At 70.5% G+C, this 16,350-nt stretch carries 19 protein-coding genes; 11 read left to right on the forward strand and 8 right to left on the reverse strand.

Annotation, left to right across the window (positions count from 1 at the left end; all coding sequences use genetic code 11):
- Positions 1–15: 15 nt before the first annotated feature.
- Positions 16–387 (reverse strand): antibiotic biosynthesis monooxygenase family protein, encoded by a 372-nt coding sequence (locus AC07OQ_RS19905; RefSeq protein ID WP_495054883.1) that lies wholly within the window; start codon positions 385–387, stop codon positions 16–18.
- A 69-nt stretch (positions 388–456) separates the two neighbouring features.
- Here AC07OQ_RS19905 and AC07OQ_RS19910 point away from each other — a divergent pair, with 69 nt between their 5' ends.
- Together AC07OQ_RS19910 and AC07OQ_RS19915 are read left to right on the forward strand one after the other, a co-directional pair.
- Positions 457–1,257, forward strand: coding sequence for a substrate-binding periplasmic protein (locus tag AC07OQ_RS19910; RefSeq protein WP_495054884.1), 801 nt, complete (start codon positions 457–459; stop codon positions 1,255–1,257).
- Positions 1,254–3,236, forward strand: coding sequence for a sensor domain-containing diguanylate cyclase (locus AC07OQ_RS19915; protein ID WP_495054885.1), 1,983 nt, complete (start codon positions 1,254–1,256; stop codon positions 3,234–3,236). The genes AC07OQ_RS19910 and AC07OQ_RS19915 overlap by 4 nt, the downstream gene beginning before the upstream one ends.
- Here AC07OQ_RS19915 and radA read toward each other — a convergent pair.
- Positions 3,223–4,596, reverse strand: a complete 1,374-nt coding sequence (radA, locus tag AC07OQ_RS19920) for a DNA repair protein RadA (protein WP_495054886.1) — start codon at positions 4,594–4,596, stop codon at positions 3,223–3,225. The two genes, AC07OQ_RS19915 and radA, sit on opposite strands and share 14 nt — an antisense overlap.
- A gap of 125 nt (positions 4,597–4,721) precedes the next feature.
- Between radA and AC07OQ_RS19925 the strand changes: the two genes are divergently transcribed.
- Positions 4,722–4,922 (forward strand): hypothetical protein, encoded by a 201-nt coding sequence (locus AC07OQ_RS19925; protein ID WP_495054887.1) that lies wholly within the window; start codon positions 4,722–4,724, stop codon positions 4,920–4,922.
- On the forward strand, positions 4,919–5,326 hold the full coding sequence (locus AC07OQ_RS19930; RefSeq protein ID WP_495054888.1) for a GFA family protein: 408 nt from the start codon (positions 4,919–4,921) through the stop codon (positions 5,324–5,326). The genes AC07OQ_RS19925 and AC07OQ_RS19930 overlap by 4 nt, the downstream gene beginning before the upstream one ends.
- 12 nt (positions 5,327–5,338) lie before the next feature.
- Here AC07OQ_RS19930 and AC07OQ_RS19935 read toward each other — a convergent pair whose 3' ends face one another.
- Positions 5,339–6,133 (reverse strand): substrate-binding periplasmic protein, encoded by a 795-nt coding sequence (locus AC07OQ_RS19935; RefSeq protein ID WP_495054889.1) that lies wholly within the window; start codon positions 6,131–6,133, stop codon positions 5,339–5,341.
- Between the two features lie 115 nt (positions 6,134–6,248).
- On the opposite strand from AC07OQ_RS19935, the gene AC07OQ_RS19940 reads away from it, so the two are divergent.
- Both AC07OQ_RS19940 and AC07OQ_RS19945 read left to right on the forward strand, forming a co-directional pair.
- Complete coding sequence (locus AC07OQ_RS19940; protein WP_495054890.1) at positions 6,249–6,884, forward strand: LysE family transporter; 636 nt, start codon at positions 6,249–6,251, stop codon at positions 6,882–6,884.
- Between the two features lie 94 nt (positions 6,885–6,978).
- Entirely contained in the window at positions 6,979–7,857 is an 879-nt protein-coding gene (locus tag AC07OQ_RS19945) for a DMT family transporter (RefSeq protein ID WP_495054891.1), read from the forward strand.
- 5 nt (positions 7,858–7,862) lie between these two features.
- Here the strand turns inward: AC07OQ_RS19945 and AC07OQ_RS19950 are convergent, their stop codons facing one another.
- From AC07OQ_RS19950 to alr, 4 genes are all read right to left on the reverse strand, one after another.
- A complete protein-coding gene (locus AC07OQ_RS19950; protein ID WP_495054892.1) occupies positions 7,863–8,087 on the reverse strand; it encodes a hypothetical protein in 225 nt (74 codons plus the stop codon).
- A 135-nt stretch (positions 8,088–8,222) separates the two neighbouring features.
- Positions 8,223–8,627, reverse strand: a complete 405-nt coding sequence (gene arfB, locus AC07OQ_RS19955; RefSeq protein ID WP_495054893.1) for an alternative ribosome rescue aminoacyl-tRNA hydrolase ArfB — start codon at positions 8,625–8,627, stop codon at positions 8,223–8,225.
- Positions 8,628–8,630: 3 nt separating this feature from the next.
- Positions 8,631–9,119: an acyl-CoA thioesterase gene (locus AC07OQ_RS19960; protein WP_495054894.1), complete on the reverse strand. Its 489-nt coding sequence runs from the start codon at positions 9,117–9,119 to the stop codon at positions 8,631–8,633.
- A gap of 12 nt (positions 9,120–9,131) precedes the next feature.
- Positions 9,132–10,262, reverse strand: coding sequence for an alanine racemase (gene alr / locus AC07OQ_RS19965; protein WP_495054895.1), 1,131 nt, complete (start codon positions 10,260–10,262; stop codon positions 9,132–9,134).
- A 170-nt stretch (positions 10,263–10,432) separates the two neighbouring features.
- Between alr and lplT the strand changes: the two genes are divergently transcribed.
- Positions 10,433–11,710, forward strand: a complete 1,278-nt coding sequence (gene lplT, locus AC07OQ_RS19970; protein WP_495054896.1) for a lysophospholipid transporter LplT — start codon at positions 10,433–10,435, stop codon at positions 11,708–11,710.
- A gap of 73 nt (positions 11,711–11,783) precedes the next feature.
- On the opposite strand, the gene AC07OQ_RS19975 is transcribed toward lplT, so the two are convergent.
- On the reverse strand, positions 11,784–12,713 hold the full coding sequence (locus AC07OQ_RS19975) for a hypothetical protein (RefSeq protein WP_495054897.1): 930 nt from the start codon (positions 12,711–12,713) through the stop codon (positions 11,784–11,786).
- A gap of 245 nt (positions 12,714–12,958) precedes the next feature.
- Here AC07OQ_RS19975 and AC07OQ_RS19980 point away from each other — a divergent pair, with 245 nt between their 5' ends.
- From AC07OQ_RS19980 to AC07OQ_RS19995, 4 genes are all read left to right on the forward strand, one after another.
- A complete protein-coding gene (locus AC07OQ_RS19980; RefSeq protein ID WP_495054898.1) occupies positions 12,959–13,831 on the forward strand; it encodes a DMT family transporter in 873 nt (290 codons plus the stop codon).
- Between the two features lie 31 nt (positions 13,832–13,862).
- Complete coding sequence (locus AC07OQ_RS19985; RefSeq protein WP_495054899.1) at positions 13,863–14,351, forward strand: glutathione peroxidase; 489 nt, start codon at positions 13,863–13,865, stop codon at positions 14,349–14,351.
- Between the two features lie 81 nt (positions 14,352–14,432).
- Positions 14,433–15,557, forward strand: coding sequence for a DUF2332 domain-containing protein (locus AC07OQ_RS19990; protein ID WP_495054900.1), 1,125 nt, complete (start codon positions 14,433–14,435; stop codon positions 15,555–15,557).
- 46 nt (positions 15,558–15,603) lie between these two features.
- Entirely contained in the window at positions 15,604–16,329 is a 726-nt protein-coding gene (locus AC07OQ_RS19995) for a substrate-binding periplasmic protein (protein WP_495054901.1), read from the forward strand.
- Positions 16,330–16,350: the final 21 nt, after the last annotated feature.

Raw genomic sequence — 16,350 nt, forward strand, 5'->3', positions numbered from 1 at the left:
TAACCGCTGCGGGCCTCAGGCAGCGGCGGCACCCGGATCGCCGCGCTCGTCCTCGGCGGCATCCCAGCCATAGGCCCGCTCCACCTTGGCGATGCGCAGCTCGTAGTGGCTGTACCAGGCCGCTCGCCCCTGCTCGCGCGCCAGCCGGTGCTCCGCATGGGCGCGCCACTGCTGGATGTCGGCCAGGCTGCGCCAGTAGGACACCGTGATGCCCAGGCCGTCCGCGTCGCGTGCGCTTTCCACGCCCAGGTAGCCGGGTTGCTGCCGCGCCAGCTCGACCATGCGTTCGGCCGTACTGTCGTAGCCGGCCGCGATGGCGCTGCGCTGGCTGGTGAAGATGACCGCGTAGTAGGGCGCTTGCGGACGTTGAGCGAAGCCGGCCGGCATGGGGTTCTCCTGGCGATGACGTATTCTTGGCGCTGTCCGGGGGGATTGTGCCCGGGCGGGAGCGGGGCGATGCGCAAGGGGGTCTGGCTGCTGTTGGGCTTGCTGGGGGGGCTGATGGTCCCGCCGGCCTGGTCGCAGGCGGCCGCCGGCCGGCCCGATTGCTCGCGGCCCCTGAGCCTGGCCCTGCACGACCATGGCCTGCTCTACTCCGCCGAGACCTCGGAAGGCATCGACAAGGACTTCGCCGAGGAGCTGGCGCGCCGCAGCGGCTGCCGCTTCCACATCTCGCTGCTGCCGCGCGCGCGCATCTGGCAGCTGATCGAATCCGGCGCCCTGGACTTCAGCCTTTCGGGCATCGCGACGCCGGCGCGCGACCGCTTTGCCGCCTTTGCGTGGTACTTCAGCAACAAGTACTACCTGCTGGTGCGCCGTGACGCCCAGGTCGCCAGGCTGGAGGATTTCGAACGCAACGGGCGGCTGCAACTGGGCGTGATCCGCAGCTTCCGCTATGGCGAGAGCGCCAACCGTTTCGTCGACCGGCTCGACGCCCAGCAGCGCCTGGTGCAGTCCTCGGGCCTGTCGGCGCTGTTCGATGCGCTGGTGGCGGGGCAGATCCAGGGCATGATCATCGAGCCCTTCGACTACCCGACCTTGCAGTCCGAGCGCATCCGCGCGCTGACCCAGACCCTCGAGTTCGGCGATCCGCCGGTGCCGCATGGTCTGATCATGTCCCGCACCGCGCTGCCGGAGGCCGAACGGGCCAAGTGGCACGCGCTGGTGGAGGGCATGCGCAGCGACGGCGCGGTACGGCGCATCTTCGAGAAGTATTTCCGGCCGGAGCTGGCGCGGGCCATGGTGGAGGGGCCATGACCATGGCCTGTGCCGAGCCCGGCGGCGCCGGCCCGCGCTCCAGTTGGCTGCGCCGGCGCGGCCTGCCGCTGCTGGTGCTGGCCAGCGGCCTGGGCCTGAGCCTGCTGTACTGGCAGCGCGAGCTGAGCGACGAGCGCCAGCACCTGCGCAGCGCCTTCGACACCAGCCTGCGCGACATCGCCCAGCGCATCGAGCAGCGCATGGCCGCGCATGAGCATCTGCTGCAGGGCCTGCGCGGCCTGGTCGAAGCTGCGCCGCAGGCCGATGCGCCGGTGCTGCGCCGCTATGTCGACAGCCTGCCCCTGGGGGCCGATTTCGCCGGCGTGCAGGGCCTGGGCCTGGTGTTGCAGGCCGATGCCTCCGAACTGCCGGCCCTGCTGCGGGACTGGCGCCGCCGCGACGGCGCCAAGGCGCTGCAGCTCTGGCCCGCCGGCGCGCGCGAGCGCTATGCGCCGCTGCTCCAGCTGGAGCCCGAGCTGGCCCGCAACGCGGCCCAGCTGGGCCGCGACCTGTGGGCCGATGCGGTGACGCGGCGCGCGCTGGAGGCGGCGCGCGATTCGGGCCGGCTGGCGCTGTCGGCGCGGCTGGCGACGGCCGACACACCTGCGGCCTTCCTGATGGCCCTGCCGATCTATCGCGGCCAGGAGTCGCCGGATTCGCTGCAGCAGCGCCGCGCCCGCCTGCGCGGCTGGGTGGTGGCGCCGGTGCAACTGCCGGAGCTGATGGCCAGCCTCTACGGCGAGCTGCCGGCCGGACTAGCGCTGAGCATCCTGGAAGCGGCCCCGGGTGCCGAGCCGGTGACGCTGTACCGTTCGCCGGGCCGTGTCGTGGCGACCGGCACGGCGCTGTTGCAGGGGCAGGAATTCCTGGTGCTGGGCGGCCATACCTGGACGCTGGAGCTGCGGGCCGGGCCGGCCTTTGCCGCCCTGCATGGGGCCGAGGGTGGCGATGGCGTGATGTTGACCGGCCTGGCGTTGACCCTGCTGCTGAGCCTGCTGACCTGGCAGCTGGCCACCGCGCGGGACCGCGCGCAGGCCCGGGCCGAGCGCATGACCCAGGCGCTGCGCGCCAGCGAACAGCGCTGGGCCTTCGCGCTGGAGGGCGCGGGCGATGGCGTCTGGGACTGGCAACCCGTCAGCGGCTGCATCAGCGCCTCGCCCCGCTGGAAGCAGCTGATGGGCCTGGACGGCCGGCCGGGCGAGCCCGACCTGGCGCAGATGCTGGCCTGCGTGCATCCCGAGGACCGTCCGGGCCTGCAGGCCGAGCTGCAGCGCTGCCAGGAGGGGCCGGGCCGGGCCCTGGTCTGCGAGTACCGCGTGGCCGACGCCGGAAAGGGCCAGGGCGGCTGGCGCTGGGTGCTGGCGCGCGCCACCGTGGCCGAGCGCGAGGGGCCGCAGCCGCTGCGCGTGATCGGCACGCTGTCGGACATCGACGCGCGCCGCCTGTCCGAGGAGCGGGTGCGCTTCATGGCCCTGCACGATCCGCTGACCGAGTTGGCGAATCGCGCCCATTTCGGCGAGCGCATGCATTTCGCGCTGGCCAATGCGCGCCGCTACCACGAGAGCATCGGCCTGATCCTGCTGGACCTGGACCGCTTCAAGCCCGTGAACGACAGCCACGGCCATGCGGTCGGCGACCAGCTGCTGCAGACCGTGGCGCGGCGCATCAAGAGCTCGGTGCGCGAGACCGACACCGTGGGCCGCATCGGCGGCGACGAGTTTGTCGTGCTGCTGACGGGCCCGGTGACGCGCGAGACCGCCCAGCTGGTGGCCGACAAGATCTTCAACCAGGTGGCGCAGCCGCTGGAACTGGGCGGGCTGCGCGTCGAGATCACCTGCTCGCTGGGCCTGGCGCTCTATCCGGAGGACGGCCAGGACGAGCTGAGCCTGACCAAGGCGGCCGACGATGCGATGTACCGCAGCAAGCGGGCCGGGCGGCGTCTGCTGGGCGAGGTCGGCGGCGGCCTCACAAACCTCTGATCAGGTCCATCGCCTCCTCGATGCGCTCGACCGCATGCACGGTCAGGCCCTCGAGTTCCTTCTTCGGCGATCCCTTGGGCATATTGGCCTTGGGCACCACGGCCACCGAGAAGCCCAGCTTGGCGGCCTCCTTCAGCCGCTCCTGGCCGCGCGGCGCCGGCCGCACCTCGCCGGCCAGGCCCACCTCGCCGAAGGCGATGAAGCCCTTGGGCAGGGGGCGGCCGCGCAGCGAGCTCTGGATCGCCAGCAGCACGGCCAGGTCGGCGGCCGGCTCGCCGATGCGCACGCCGCCCACCGCATTGACGAACACGTCCTGGTCCATGGTCGCGACGCCGGCATGGCGGTGCAGCACGGCCAGCAGCATCGCCAGGCGGTCGCGGTCCAGGCCCACCGAGAGCCGGCGCGCGCTCGGCCCGCCGCCGTCCACCAGGGCCTGCAGCTCCACCAGCATCGGCCGCGTGCCCTCCAAGGTGACGAGCACGCAGCTGCCGGGTACCGGCTCGCCATGGGTGGAGAGGAAGATCGCGCTGGGGTTGGCCACGCCCTTCAGGCCCTTGTCGGTCATCGCGAACACGCCGATCTCGTTGACCGCGCCGAAACGGTTCTTGATCGCGCGCACCAGGCGGAAGCTGGAATGCGTGTCGCCCTCGAAATACAGCACCGTGTCGACGATATGCTCCAGCACGCGCGGGCCGGCCAGCGCGCCCTCCTTGGTGACATGACCCACCAGCACCATCGCGCAGCCGCTGGCCTTGGCGGTGCGGGTCAGGTGGGCCGCGCATTCGCGCACCTGGGCCACCGAGCCCGGCGCCGAGCTGAGCTGTTCGGAATAGATGGTCTGGATCGAGTCGATCACGCAGAAGGCCGGCCGTTCGGCCTCCAGGGTGGCGAGGATCTTCTCCAGATTGATCTCGGCCAGCACCCGCACCTTGTTGCCCGGCAGGCCCAGGCGGCGCGAACGCATCGCGATCTGCGCGCCCGATTCCTCGCCGGTGACATAGAGCACCGGCAGCCGGGTCGACAGGTCATCGATGGCCTGCAGCAGCAGGGTGGACTTGCCGATCCCCGGGTCGCCGCCGATCAGCACCACGCCACCGGCCACGATGCCGCCGCCCAGCACCCGGTCCAGCTCATCCTGGCCGGTGGGCGTGCGCTCGAAATCGGTGGCCTCGATCTCGCTGAGCGTCGCGACCGGCTGGCTCTTGGCCAACGCCTGGTAGCGGTTCTTGCCGCCGCCGGCCGGTTCGGCCGGGCCTTCGATCAGCGTGTTCCAGGCGCCGCAGCCGGGACATTTGCCGAGCCACTTGGGGTTGGTCGCGCCGCAGTCGGAGCAGGTGTAGAGGGTTTTTTCTTTGGCCATGGGGGGATTGTCATGGGGTGGGCTGTCCGGTCCTGTCAGGACCGTGGTTTATCCTGCGTTGAAAGAAGGAAGAACGAACAAGCATCAGGAGGAAAACCGATGAGCCATGCGACGCGGGTGCTGCCATGCCGGTGCTGATCCTCATCGGCGCGCTGCTGGCGCTCTGGGCCTTCATCACGTGGGATCGGCGGCGTCCGGTGGCGCCGCTGTCCCGGGAGCGCCTGTCGCGCGGCTGCTTGCCTGCGGCGCTGACGCTGTGGCCGGCGGCATTGGCTTGGGCGTCCCGGTGCCGGCAGCTTGTTTCCAACGCGCAGGAATCCTCATGAAGATCACCGGCTCCTGCCACTGCCGCGCCATCTCCTTCAGCGCCGAGATCGACCCGTCGCGGGTCGTCGTGTGCCATTGCGCGGATTGCCAGGTGCTGTCGGGCGCGCCCTTGCGCGCCGTGGTCAGCACCCCCATCGAGCAGTTCGCGCTGACGCCGGGCAGCGCAACGCCCAAGCACTATGTGAAGCTTGCCCAGAGCGGCAACCGCCGGGTCCAGGCCTTCTGCCCCGAGTGCGGCACACCGCTCTACGGCTGCGCGGCGGAGAACCCCAGCGCGGTGGTGATCCGGCTGGGCTGCGTCGATCAGCGCGCGCAGCTGAAGCCGGCGCGGCAGATCTGGCGGCACTCGGCCCTGCCGTGGATCGGCGAACTGGGCGACGTGCCGGGCTCGCCGCAGCGGTAGCGATCCGGCCGCTCAATCCAGCCTCAGCTGCTGCGGGCTGACGCCATAGACGCGGTAATAGTGCTTGTCGTAGATGGCCGCCAGCGTGCCGTCCTCGCGCATGGCCTGCATCGCCCGCTCCAGCTGCGGCAGCGCGGCCATCAGCGGCGAGCGACGCGACACCGCCAGCGCGCGCGGCGTCGGATCGGGCACGCGGTAGCGTGCCGGCTCGACCTGCCGGGCCAGGCCCATCTGGCCAAGCAGCGCGGCCGCCTGGTCCTCGGGCATCACGACCGCATCCACCCGTTTCAGCAGCAGCTTGCGCAGATTGATCTCGTTGTTCGGGGCCGCATCCTTGTTCAGGCGCGCGTCGGCATCGAAGCGGTCGAAATAGTCGCTGCCGCTCTTGACCGCGATGCGCAGGCCGTAGAGGTCCTCGTAGCGTCCGATGCGCTCGGCCTCGCCGGCGCGCACATAGAACACCTTGTCGGCGCTGAGCCTGCGGTACGGGGTGGCCAGGAACTGCAGATAGGTCTCGCGTTCCGGGCCTGGCTGCAGGCCGATGATCAGGTCGGCCGCACCGGTCTCCATCAGCTTCAGGCAGCGCTTGTGCGGGCATTCGCTGATCTGCAGCGGGCGCTCCAGGCGCCGGGCCAGCTCGCGCACGATCTCGGTGTAGGCGCCGCCGAAGCCCGAGGCATCCCTGGTCTTCCAGGGCGCCAGCTCGCTGAAGGCGAACACCAGGGCCGGCTCGGCGGCCGCGCCCATGGGGGCGGCCAGGGCCAGCAGCAGCGCCAGCAGCGGCGCGAGGCGGGAACGCGGTGGCAAGGCGGTGCTCAATCGATGAACTGAGGAGGAAGCCGCAGTCTACGTGCCCGGCCGAGGGCCGCGGCGGGGTTGCGCCTTGTGCTAAAACCCTGGTTCCCAGTTCGGAGCAGTTGTCATGGAATTCTCGGTTTGGCTGGCCTTTTTCGCCGCGGCCTGGGCGATCAGCCTGTCGCCCGGCGCGGGTGCGATCGCGGCGATGAGCTCGGGGCTCAATCACGGCTTCAGGCGCGGCTATTTCACGACCTTCGGCCTGGTGCTGGGCATCCTGACCCAGATCGTTGTCGTCGGCGCCGGCCTGGGCGCGCTGATCGCGGCCTCCTCGCTGGGCTTCGCGATCGTCAAATGGCTGGGCGTGGCCTACCTGGTGTACCTGGGTGTGCAGCAATGGCGCGCGCCGGCCCAACCCCTGGTGGCCGAGACCGGCGAGGGCGCGGCCAGCCTGGTGACGCGCCGCCGGCTGGTGCTGCGCGGCTGGGCCATCAATGCGGTCAACCCCAAGGGCACGGTGTTCCTGCTGGCCGTGGTGCCGCAGTTCCTGGACCTGCACGCCGCCCTGGCCCCGCAGTACGCGGTGATCGGCGCCACGCTGATGTTCACCGACCTGGTGGTGATGGCCGGCTATACGGTGCTGGCCGCCCGCGTGCTGTCGGCGCTGCGCTCGGAGCGCCACCTGAAGACGATGAACAAGACCTTCGGCTCGCTCTTCATCGCCGCCGGCGCGCTGCTGGCGACCTTCAAGCGCGCGGCTTAGGGCCCACCCCCTACCGGCTTCGCCGGCCCCCTCGAGGGGGCGCGCCCGCAGGCCCGGCGGAGCCGGATCCTCGGGCGCCGGCCCGTGAATTCCCATGTCCCACCTTTCCGACCGCTGGCTGTTCTGGGGCCCGACGCTGATCTGGGCCAGCACCTGGCATGTGATCCTCTATCAGCTGGATTCCGGCGTGCCGGTGCTGAACTCGGTCGGCTGGCGCTTCGCGCTGGCCGCGCTGATGCTGGCCGGGCTCGCGCTGTGGCAGGGGCAGCGGCTGGCACTGCCGCGCTCGGCCCATGGCCTGATGCTGGCCACCGGCATCGTGCAGTACAGCGGCAACTACGTGTCGGTCTACGAGGCCGAGCGCCATATTCCCAGCGGGCTGGTGGCGGTGCTGTTCTGCCTGATGGTGTTCGGCAATGCGCTGTCGGGCCGGCTGTTCTTCGGCCAGTCGGTGACGCGGCGCTTCCTGCTGGCCTCGGCCGGGGGCGTGGCCGGCGTCGTGATGATCTTCTGGCCGGAGATCGCCGCCACCGGCACCAGGCCCACCGCGGCCTATGGTCTGGGGCTGGGCCTGCTGGCGGTGCTGGCCGCCTGCGTCGGCAATGTGCTGACCCTGACCCTGACGCGGCGCGGCCTGCCCCTGGTGCCCATCCTGGCCTGGAGCATGGGCTATGGCGCGGCCTTCCTGCTGCTGGCCGCGCTGGTCGGCGGCACCGGCCTGCATTTCGACTGGCGTCCCGGCTATCTGCTGTCGCTGCTCTATCTGGCCGTGCTGGGCTCGGTGGTGGCCTTTGTGCTGTATTTCAAGCTGGCGCAGCGACAGGGCCCGGCGCGCGCGGCGCTGACCGGCGTGGTGATCCCGGTGATCGCGTTGGCGATCTCGGCGCTGTTCGAGGGCTGGCGGCCGACCTGGCCGGCGCTGGCCGGCATGGCCCTGTGCCTGGCCAGCCTGCATGCCGCCACGCGGCGCTGAGCCGCTCAGGCCAGCGCCGGGCTGGGTGCCGGCAGCTGCTGCAGGCGGGCCCTCACCTGCTCCAGCACGCCATCGAAGGCCTGCGGCGCCATCTCGGCGCGCATGCCGGTGGGATCGAGGCTGCCCAGGCGCTGCAGGGTGTCGTTCATGAACAGGCGCAGCGCCTTGTGGATCGGAGCGTAGAGGTCGACGCGCGGCGGGGTGGGGAGGGTGTGGCTATCAAACTTCATGGCGGCAGCAACAGGCGTGGAAGGACAGGGCGCCCCGTGTTCCCTCCCGGCCCGGCGCCGGCATCGACCGAAGGAGCCAATCGGGCCGCGCCGATGGGCCACTATCGCCTCAGTGCTGCCTGGCGAGCGGCCATATCAGTCGCGCACCGGCCCCCGACCCGCCTTGACGGTCGAGCGCTGCGCCTTGCCGGCCAGGCGGCGCTGCTGCGAGCCCCAGGTCGGCTTGGTGGCCTTGCGCGCCCTGGGCGTGTGGGCCACGCCCTGCACCAGGGCCACGAGGCGCGCCACGGCGTCGGCCCGGTTCATCTCCTGGCTGCGGTGCTCCTGGGCCTTGATCACCACCACGCCCTCGCCGCTGATGCGCTGGTCGGACAGCGCCAGCAGCCGTTCCTTGATCACCGCCGGCAAGGTGGAGCGCCGAATGTCGAAGCGCAGGTGCACCGCGCTGGACACCTTGTTGACATGCTGCCCGCCGGCACCCTGGGCGCGGATGAAGCTGAAATCCAGCTCCCAGTCCGCCGGCTGCCAGTTCAGGTTCATCGATCAACAGGCGCCGGACTGCCTGATCTGCTGGAAGCGCTGTTCCAGCTCCTGGCGCAGCTGGCGGCGCATCTTGGCCGCCGCGAAGCGCCGGCATTCGTCGGGCGTCACCGGCGCGAGCGGCGGCACCGATGCGGGCTTGCCCTCGTCGTCCACCGCCACCATCGTGAAGAAGCAGCTGTTGGCGTGGCGCACCACCTGGCTGCGGATGTTCTCGGTCACCACCTTGATGCCCACCTCCATCGAGGAGGTGCCGGTGTAGTTGATCGAGGCCAGAAAGCTGACCAGCTCGCCCACATGGATCGGTTGGCGAAACATCACCTGATCCACCGACAGCGTCACCACATAGCGCCCGGCGTAGCGGCTGGCGCAGGCATAGGCCGCCTGATCCAGCAGCTTCAGGATGGTGCCGCCATGCACATTGCCGGAGAAGTTGGCCATGTCGGGCGTCATCAGCACCGTCATGCTCAGTTGGTGGGCGGGCATGTCCATGGCGTCGGCTCCTTATTCCAGATGTTCGATCGTTACAGGCACTCTTCGTGCCAGCGCGCACATCAGCTCATAGCCGATGGTGCCGCCGGCCTTCGCCACCTCGTCGACCGACAGCCGGCTGCCCTTGGGGCCCTGGCCCCACAGGGTCACTTCCGAGCCGAGGCCGGCGGAGTCGGGATCGGGCAGGGCGCTCAGGTCCACCGCCAGCATGTCCATCGAGACCCGGCCGACGGTGGTCGTGCGCGCGCCGTCCACCAGGATGGGCGTGCCGCTCGGGCAATGGCGCGGATAGCCGTCGGCATAGCCGCAGGCGACGATGCCGATGCGCATCGGCCGCTCGGCCGTGAAGCTGCTGCCGTAGCCGACGCTGTCGCCGGCCTGCAGCTGCTGCACGCCGATGATCTTGGAGCGCAGCGTCATCGCCGGCTGCAGATCCCAGTATCCCGCGTCGTGCTCCGGATAGTCGGGCACGCCGCCGTAGCTCATGATGCCGGCGCGCACCCAGTCGCTGCGCAGGCGCGGCCTGTGTTGAGACATATGGCGCAGCGTGGCGGCGCTGTTGGCCAGCGAGCGTTCGCCGGGCAGGTCGGCGCTGACCTCGTCCCAGACGGCCAGCTGGTGGGCGATGCCATCGACGCCGAAACGCTGGGCGTCGGCGTCGGAGAAATGCGTCATCAGCGAGATCTCGTCCACCTGGGGCAGGGCGTTCAGCCTTGTCCAGGCGGCGCGGAAGTGCTGCGGCGTGAAGCCCAGGCGGTTCATGCCGCTGTTCATCTTCAGGAACACGCGGTGCGGCTCGTGGGTCTTGTGCATCGCCAGCCAGTCGATCTGTTGCTCGCAATGCACCGCATGCCACAGGCGCAGGCGCGAGCACAGCTCCAGGTCGCGCGCCTCGAAGCAGCCTTCCAGCAGCAGGATGGGACCGCGCCAGCCCAGCTCGCGCAACTCCCTGGCCTCGGCCAGGTCCAAAAGCGCGAAGCCGTCGGCGCCGCGCAGGCCCTCGAAGGCGGCGGCCAGGCCGTGGCCGTATGCATTGGCCTTGACGACCGCCCAGACCTTGGCGTCGGGCGCGCAGGCGCGGGCGCGGGCCAGGTTGTGGGCGAGGGCGCAAACGTGGATCAGGGCTTCGATGGGGCGCGGCATGAGACCCATTGTGGCACCCCCCGCATGCGCGGCCGGGCCGTCACCGGCTGTCCCCCGAAAGGGGTGCATGCTATAAAGCCGCGCTCGTGCCCACTTGTGAAACGCCATTCCGGGGGCCAGGCCAGCCTCTATCGCAAGCAGATCGCAGTACGACGTTCACTCACGGGCCGATGAAAAAAGGTTTCTACACCATCATGTCAGCGCAGTTCTTCAGCTCGCTGGCTGATAACGCGCTGTTCGTCGCCGCCGTGGAGCTGCTCAGGACCTCGGGCGAACCGGAGTGGCAGCGCGCCGCCCTGGTGCCGATGTTCGCGCTCTTCTATGTGGTGCTGGCGCCCTTCGTCGGCGCCTTTGCCGATGCCGTGCCCAAGGGCAAGGTGATGTTCTATTCGAACAGCATCAAGGTGGTCGGTTGCCTGATGATGCTGTTCGGCAGCCATCCGCTGTTCGCCTATGCCATCGTCGGCCTGGGCGCCGCGGCCTACTCGCCGGCCAAGTACGGCATCCTGACCGAGCTGCTGCCGCCCTCGCAGCTGGTCAAGGCCAACGGCTGGATCGAGGGCCTGACGATCGCCTCCATCATCATCGGCGTGCTGCTGGGCGGCCAGCTGGTGGGCGACCGCGTCTCGGCCATGCTGCTGGGATTCGACCTGCCGGTGGTCAATACCGGCATCGACAGCGCGCCCGAGGCGGCGATCGCCAGCCTGGTGGGCCTGTATGTGATCGCGGCCCTGTTCAATCTGCGCATCCCGCGCACCGACGCGCCGCTGCAGCCGGTGGCCCATGGCGTGCTGGGCCTGGTGCGCGACTTCGCCAGCTGCAACTCGCGCCTGTGGCAGGACAAGCTGGGCCAGATCTCGCTGGCCACCACCACCCTGTTCTGGGGCGTCTCCGGCAATCTGCGCTATATCGTGCTGGCCTGGGCCGCCGCGGCGCTGGGCTATGGCACGACCCAGGCCTCCAGCCTGGTGGGCGTGGTGGCGATCGGTACCGCGGTGGGTGCCGTCGTGGCCTCGGTCTATATGCGTCTGGACCGCGCCACCGGCGTGATCCCGCTGGGCATCGCGATGGGCCTGCTGGTGATCCTGATGAACGGGATCGGCAATGTCTGGCTGGCCGCCCCCTTCCTGATCGTGCTGGGCGGCATCGGCGGCTTCCTGGTCGTGCCGATGAATGCGCTGCTGCAGCACCGCGGCCACAACCTGATGGGCGCCGGCCGCTCGATCGCGGTGCAGAACTTCAACGAACAGGCCTGCATCCTGGGCCTGGGCGCGCTCTATACCGCGCTGACCCGCTTCGGCATGTCGGCCTTCGGCGCGATCACCATCTTCGGCCTGGTGGTGGCCGGCACCATGTGGCTGATCCGCCGCTGGCACCAGCGCAACTGCGTCAACCATCCCGAGGAACTGGACCGCTTGCTGGCACTGGCGCGCAGCGATACGCACTGAAGGCCCATCCCTGAGCCTGAAGGGACGCGCCCGACGGCCCGGCAAAGCCGGATCCGCTGGCGCCGCCGGGCTGTCAGCCCCTGCCGCGGGAGCGCAGCTTGGTGGGTGCGGCCTCGGCCGGCACGCCGCTGAGCACCCGCTCGATATGTTCGGACCAGGCCCGCGCGATCTTGAAGCAGCCGCTGTGGTTCAGGTGGATCTCGTTGTGCCAGTCGCCGCTGATGCCGGAACTGCCGGGCGTGGCCAGCGCCAGCGGCACGGCGGTCGAGTCGAACACATGCAGGCCCGGGAACTGGGCCTGGTCGGCCGCCAGGCTCTTCAGCAACTGGGCCAGGTGCATCACCATCAAGCGGCTCACCGCCGCCCAGTCGGCCGCCGGGATGTTGTAGGCCTTGAAGGTGGGATAGAGCCAGGGGCCGCTGTCCGCCGCGCCGGCCGGGCGCGGCATCGGCACCGCATAGCAATGCATGAACACCGGTTTGCCGGCCGAGGGGCCCTGGTCGCGCAGGCTCAGCAGGTGGCGGATATTGGCGCGCAGATAGTCGGCATAGGTCTGCCAGCCCGGCTCGGAGAAATAGCGTGCCACGCCCTGCGAGGGCGCGCTCCACTCGGTCTGGTGGCGCAGCAGGCGCAGGTGCAGCGGGATCAGATGCGCCGGGGTCGGGTCTTGCCCGGCCTGCACATCGGCATGGGCGGGGGTGCGGGCCGCGGCGATCAGGTCGTTGCCACCCACCGAGAGCAGCAGGCCGTCCCACACCGGCGCGTCCGGCCGGGTCAGCAGGCGCACGAAGTCGGGCACGGCCTCCAGGTCCACCATATGGGACAGCGCGTCGCTCTGGCCGGCGCAGTTGATGGCCAGCGCGCGCTGCCGGAACACCAGCTCCTGCAGCAGGTTGGCATGGGCGCCCAGCTTGGCCGCGGCCGCCGAGAACCAGGAATCCCCCTGCGCCAGCAGGCGCCAGCGGTAGGCGTCCAGCAGGGACGCGGGGTTCGAGGAGGGCAAGTCTGCCGGGGTAAAGCAGGCCAGATGATCCAAAAGACGGTCTCCCTACGTTGGCGCTGACGGTGACGGGGGCGCTGCGCGCCGCTGCCGCATTGGACGGCCAGGCTTGCGCGTTTCGCCATGCTATAAACCCTGGGCATTGTTGGCTGGGCCCCCGGGCTTAGCCAGCGCTTTTGAGGGGGTTGTTGCAGCCAGCCAACCCCTGCTGTTTCCCGCCCTCAGCCTCACTGGGCGCTCCCTCGCCCATGCGTTCGCCCGCCCCGTATTTCGCCCTCGTCTTCAATGCCCTGATCTGGGGGCTGTCCTGGTGGCCGTTCCGCCAGTTCCAGGCCGCCGGCCTGCATCCGCTGTGGACCACGGTGCTGCTCTACAGCCTGTCCCTGGTGGTGATCAGCCTGAGTGCCGGTCGCAGCGCCTGGCGGGAGTTCCTGCGCACCCCCAGCCTGTGGCTGATCATGCTGGCGGCCGGCAGCACCAACACCGCCTTCAACTGGGGGGTGGCGATGGGCGACGTGGTGCGGGTGGTGCTGCTGTTCTATCTGATGCCGCTGTGGGCGCTGCTGCTGGCCCGTCTGATCCTCAAGGAACATCTGACCCCGCTGGCCCTGCTGCGCATGGCCCTGGCGCTGGGCGGCGCGGTCACCGTGCTGTGGCCCGAGCGGGGCGGCTTCCCGCTGCCGGCCAGCCTGGCCGACTGGCTGGGCGTGCTGGGCGGCTTCACCTTCGCCTTCAACAACGTGATGCTGAAACGCGAGGCGGCGCGCAGCCCGCATGCGCGGGCGCTGGCGATGTTCAGCGGCGGCGTGCTGGTGGCGGGCTCGGCCGCCTTGCTGATGGCCGGGGCAGGCCTGGTGCCCGCACCCGGCCTGCCGGGCTGGTGGTGGGGCGTCCCGGTGGCGGTGATGGCGGTGCTGTTCTTCCTGTCCAACCTGGCGCTGCAGTACGGCGCCAGCCGCTTGCCGGCCAATGTGACGGCCATCGTGATGCTGGTCGAGGTGCCGGCCGCGGCCATCTCGGCGCTCTGGCTGGGCGGCGGCGCGCTGGACGTCAAGACCGCCGCCGGCGGCCTGTGCATCCTGGGTGCGGCCCTGCTGGCGGCGCTGGAGCGCAGGCGCTAGCATCGTTGTCCCCACCCAGAGGAGAGTGCAGATGACCCAAAGCGCATACGATTTCCAGGCGACCTCGATCGTCGGCGAACCGGCCGACCTGGCCAGCCAGCGCGGCAAGGTGCTGCTGATCGTCAACACCGCCAGTGCCTGCGGCTTCACGCCGCAGTTCAAGGGCCTGGAGAAGCTCTGGGAGGACTATGCGGCCCGGGGTCTGGTGGTGATCGGTTTCCCCAGCAACGAATTCGGCGGCCAGGACCCGGGCACGAACGAGGAGATCGCCTCGTTCTGCGAGATGAACTACGGCGTGAACTTCCCGATGATGGCCAAGATCAAGGTCAACGGCTCGGAGGCGCACCCGCTGTGGAAATGGCTGAAGGGCGAGAAGCCCGGCATCCTCGGGACCGAGGCGATCAAATGGAACTTCACCAAGTTCCTGGTCGGCCGCGACGGCCAGGTGCTCAAGCGCTATGCGCCCAACGAGGAGCCGGACAAACTGCGCAAGGACATCGAGGCGGCGCTGGCCCTCTGAGCGGCCGCACCGATCGATCCGGCATCGCCCGATGCCGGATCGGCAAGGCCGCGGCGCGCCGCCAGGCCCTAAGCTGCGGGCATGGATGAGCAGCAGCAGGCCGCCTGGGCGGCCCAGTTCGAGCAATTCGCCGCGTTCGAATGCACCCAGGACCCGCTGTACGTGGCGATCTGCCGCGCCGTGGCCGCCAGCCCCGAACTGCTGGCCCTGATGGCCGCCGCGCCGGCCACCCAGCGCAAGCCCAATCTGCTGCTGGCGGCCCTGCATGAGCAACTGCTGGCCGGCGTTGCGCATCCGCTGGCGGCCTATTACCCGAGCCTGGGCGGCGCGCGCACGCCGGACGCCGAACTGCCCACCCTGCTGCTGGACTTCACGCGGCACCGGCACGCGGCCTTGACCGGGCTGCTGGCGACGCGCAGCACCCAGACCAACGAGATCGGGCGTTGCGCGGTCCTGTGGCCGGCGCTGCGGGCGGTGGCGGCGGCCACCGGCCGTCAAGACCTGGCCCTGCTCGACATCGGCAGCAGCGCCGGGCTGAACCTGGGCGTGGACCGCTACCGCTACGACTACGGCCATTTCCAGCGCGGTGCACAGGCCGTGCCGGCGCGGCCGACGATCGCCTGCGACTGGCTGGGCGAAGCCCCGCCGCCGGCCGAGGCGCCGCTCTGGCGCCTGGTCGAACGCGCGGGCCTGGATCCGGCGCCGATCGATCTGCAAGACGAGGCCGCCGTGCGCTGGCTGCGCGCCTGCCTGTGGCCGCAGGATCGCGAGCGCGCGCGCCGGTTCGAGCTCGCCGTGGCGCTGGCGCGCGCCGAAGGCCCGGCGGTGCGGCGCGCGGACGACTGCCTGGCCGCGATCGAGCCCTGGCTGGACGACCTGCCGCCGGGCGTCCAGCCGGTGCTGTTCAACAGCTGGGTGCTGGCCTATTTCGACCCGGCCGCGCTGGCCGACTACCAGGCCGGGCTGCTGCGGCGGGTGCGCGAGCGCGGCATCGCCTGGCTCTGCGCCGAGCCGCCGGCCCTGCATGGCCCGGGGCTGGCGGCGCCCCCCGCGCCACCGGCCGATCCGGGCAGCGCAACGCTATGGAGCCTGAGCCGGGCCGTGCCGGGCGAGGCGGCGCTGCAGCGGCGTGCGCTGGCCTGGTCGCACCCCCATGGGCGCTGGCTGCAATGGCTGGGCGCGCCCCCCGACCCTGTGACCCTGTAACACCTGCCGGTTCCATGATCCGCGCCGCGGCGTATGCTGGTCGACGATGCGCCGCCGCCCCGTTTTCCTTTTCCTGTCCCTGCTGCTGCTCCAGCCCTCGGCGCCACGGGCCCAGACCCTGCTGCATGTGGTGGGCAGCGCCGATCCACCCTACCGCATGTTCGCCCCCGAGGGCGCGGGCGGCCTGTACTACGAGCTGATGAACGAGGCGGCGCGCCGCCTGGGCTGGACGCTGCGCTACACCGAGGTGCCGTCGGCGCGCGCCTTTCGCATGATGGAGCTGGGCGAGGCGGACCTGATGCTCGGGCCGCTGCGCACGCCGGAGCGCGAGCGTTTCCTCAGCTACACCCAGGTGCAGCTGCCCGCCGAGGACAAGGCCTTCTACGCCCAGCCCGGCGCGCCGGCGGTGCGCGGCCCGGAAGATCTGCTGGGCCGCCGCATCGCGGTGCAGCGCGGCAAACGCTACGGCAGCCTGTTCGATGCCGATGTGCGGCTGCAGCGCCACGAGGTGAACGACTACCGCGCCGCGCTGGAGATGGTGGCGCGCGGCCGGCTGGACGTTGCCGTGGTGCCCGAGCGCCAGGGCGATGCGCTGCTGCGCGAAACCGGCCTGAAGCTGGTCAAGCAGGGCTGGCGCCTGGCCGGCGAGACGCCCCATGTGGTGTTCTCGCGGCTCTCGCCCAGGCTGGTTCAGCAGGCGGAGCTGGAGCGCGTCTTCCACGCCATGCGCGAGGACGGCAGCTGGCAGCGCATCCTGCAGCGCTATCGTTGACGTCCTCGTTGACTTCCCTGT

This window comes from Roseateles sp. GW821-FHT09B06 (assembly GCF_059418245.1).